Origin of the sequence: Hymenobacter terricola (assembly GCF_017921975.2) — a bacterium.
Classification (GTDB): domain Bacteria; phylum Bacteroidota; class Bacteroidia; order Cytophagales; family Hymenobacteraceae; genus Hymenobacter; species Hymenobacter terricola.
Map to the genome: position 1 here is coordinate 1 of NZ_JAGEMO020000138.1, position 2,654 is coordinate 2,654.

The 2,654-nt window shown below is 61.2% G+C and carries 3 protein-coding genes; all 3 read right to left on the reverse strand.

The window, feature by feature from the left end:
* Positions 1 to 156: 156 nt before the first annotated feature.
* The 3 genes from J4G38_RS26995 to J4G38_RS27005 all read right to left on the reverse strand — a co-directional run bounded on the left by J4G38_RS26995 (position 157) and on the right by J4G38_RS27005 (position 2,292).
* Positions 157 to 360, reverse strand: a complete 204-nt coding sequence (locus J4G38_RS26995; protein WP_210522222.1) for a hypothetical protein — start codon at positions 358 to 360, stop codon at positions 157 to 159.
* Positions 361 to 439: 79 nt separating this feature from the next.
* Positions 440 to 850 carry a hypothetical protein gene (locus J4G38_RS27000; protein WP_210522221.1) on the reverse strand — a complete coding sequence of 137 codons (411 nt, stop codon included), beginning with the start codon at positions 848 to 850 and terminating at the stop codon, positions 440 to 442.
* Positions 851 to 1,113: 263 nt separating this feature from the next.
* Positions 1,114 to 2,292 carry a PAS domain-containing sensor histidine kinase gene (locus J4G38_RS27005; RefSeq protein ID WP_210522220.1) on the reverse strand — a complete coding sequence of 393 codons (1,179 nt, stop codon included), beginning with the start codon at positions 2,290 to 2,292 and terminating at the stop codon, positions 1,114 to 1,116.
* Between the last annotated feature and the right edge of the window lie 362 nt (positions 2,293 to 2,654).

The window sequence follows — 2,654 nt, forward strand, 5'->3', positions numbered from 1 at the left end:
GTGGCTGTTGCGGAAGTCTTGGGTAGCCCCTGAAAGATCCTCTGCGCCGGGGCACCGCCTCTAAAAACGTCCCTTAAACACTTCTTGTAGGCCGTTGCACGTTCACTTAAGCTGTTTGCCAGCCATACCCACGAGTTCTGCAACAGCCACGAGGGTTTACCGAGCTTGCTGCTTAGCCAGCATGGCGAGCGTCTCGCGGTGGCGCTTGTCGGCGAGGTCTTGGCTGCGCGAGGCCACGGCCCAAATGGCGGCCGGAATCCAGCCAATCAAGGTCAGGTGCAATACCCCGCACACAATACCCTTCAGGATGTGGCCGTTCAGAATCATCGAAATGCCGGGCAACAAAATGGCAAGGAGCATAGAAAAGAAAAAAGGTCGATGTGAGCCGGTAAACTTACAGGAAGTTAAGCAAAAGGATAGCGCCCTAAATGCGCTCTGTTCAATTATTGGAGCCATTCGGTGGCCCCGGCACGCGCTGAGCCTGCAGCCACGCGGCGGCGGCGGGCGGCTGGGTAAACCAGCCGAAGTGCACGGCGGGCGTGTGCCAGTCCTGCGGAGCGGTGGCCCGGTGCGCTTGCAACCGGGCCAATTCGGCGGGCGTCACCAGAAAGGCCACCTGCGGCGGTTGCCCGAGCACGGCCCGCACCCGGGGAAAGTAGTCTTCCTGCATCCAGCTGTGTAGCTCGGCGGGCTCTTCGTGGGGCCCGATGCGGCGGTCAACCACCCAGTACGGGCAGCGGTGGTGGGCGGCGTGGACCAGCAGCACTTCAAGGGTTTCCATCACCTCCGCAAACGTCAGGGCCCGGGTGGCGCCCGCGCGGAGCAGGGGCGGGCGGGCCTGGTAGGACACGGAAAAAAAAGGAAGCGTGGGCAGGGAGCCTCGTGGCGTTCCGGGCGGGACAGGAAACATGGTACGCCGAATTTAGGTGGATGGGACGGTGCACTACTGTCGCCAACAACCGGCTTGCGGAAGTGTATTTAAACGGTGGGGCCAAGGTCGCATAGCCCCACTGGTTGATACTGAATGGGTAGGTAAGAGCCCGGTTGAGTCGGTCAACTGGTACCGCACGACCGCCCGCGGCGCCGGCATCGGCCAGGACCTCGCGCCCGCGGTTAGAGGTCGATAAAAAAGGTCGTGCCTTCGTGCTCCCGACTTTTCAGCCAGATGTGGCCGCCGTGCAGCCGCACGATTTGTTGGGTGATAAACAGGCCCAGGCCCGTGGTGGATTCCCCGGAAAGGCCCACGCGGGCGGCGTCGCTGAACTTGTCGAAAATGTGGGCCTGCAACGCGGCCGCGATGCCCACGCCCGTGTCCTGCACCGTGAGGCGCGCGCGGCCGGCGTGCTCTTCCAGGTGGACGACCACCCGGCCCCCGGCGGGGGTGAATTTCAGGGCATTGGTGAGCAGGTTGGCCACCACCCGGCTGAATTTGTCGGGGTTCAGGTTTGCGGTCACCACCTGCGGCGGGAGCTCCAACACCAGCTCAATCCCTTTTTCCTGCGCGGTGAGCCGATGCGCGGTCAATTGCGTATCGAGAAAGGCGTTGAAGTTGGTGGGCTCCTTTTGCAGCCGGGTCGCGTCCAACTCCCCGAGGTACAGCACGTCTTTGAGGAGCGTGGTGGCATCGTTGCAGGCGTGCTCAATCAGGGCCAGAAACTTGGGGATTTCGGCTTTCGGGTTGAACACGTCCCGGCGCAGCAACGCGGTCAGCAGCTGAATGTGGGCAATCGGGGTTTTCAGGTCATGGGCCACCAGGTGCAGAATGGTCTCCTGCGTGTCGTAGAGGCGCTTGAGGGACGCTTCCAATTCCTTGTGTGCATTGGTGTCGATGAGGGTCGTGTAGCCCAATTCTTCGCCGTCGTCCCGGAACAGATTGGAATGGACCTGACACCAGAACGAGGTCTTGTCGGCGCGCACCAGGCAGGTGTCGAAGGTAAAGCTCGGGATGTGGTGGTGCCAGAGGCGCTCCTGCAGGTCGTGCCAGTCGGCGCGGTAGTTCGGGTGCGCAAAGTCAAGGATGTGCCGGCCCTCCACCTCGGCGGGGCGCGTGCAGCTGAGCATGGCCACCAGCGTCGCGTTGGCCTGGCGGATGGTCAGGTCGGGGGTGATGATTTTCTGGCCCAGGGGCGAATGCTCAAATACGGTGCGGAAACGGACCTGGCTTTGTTCGTACTTATCCGCTCGTTCCTTCGCCTCCGCCATAGCCGCCCGGTCGATCTCCAACTGCTGGATTTGTTCCCGCAGGTGCTGGTTTTCGGCGGCTAACGAGCGAGACGCGGGGGAGGAGGACATAATAGCGGGCCAGGGAAAAGTACCTAGATCATAAAAAGTCCCGGATGAGCTTGCAAGATAAGCGGATATGTTCACCGACAAAGGCAGTTATTTCTACGCATCGTGCTCATCACTCATCCCTGGACTTACGTCAAATGTGACGTTAGAACCAACCTCTTACCCAGGCCAAGTTTAAGAAAAGGGTGAGTCGGTGAACGCGCTCCGTTTGATTGAAGGAGGGTTCATCTGTTCTACACAGCATCCGGGGCAACTAGCCGGCATGAAAAAAGCAGTTTCCTTGTTGCTGGGCCTGGTGGCCTTCGGCGGCCACGCCCAAGCGCCGCCCGCAGTTGTTCCCGAGCCGGCAAGCTACGTGCAGGTGG

Excerpts from the sequence above, each read along its gene's own strand:
- J4G38_RS26995 (WP_210522222.1), bottom strand. The coding sequence starts at position 360 with ATGCTCCTTGCCATTTTGTTGCCCGGCATTTCGATGATTCTGAACGGC.
- J4G38_RS27005 (WP_210522220.1), bottom strand. The coding sequence starts at position 2,292 with ATGTCCTCCTCCCCCGCGTCTCGCTCGTTAGCCGCCGAAAACCAGCAC.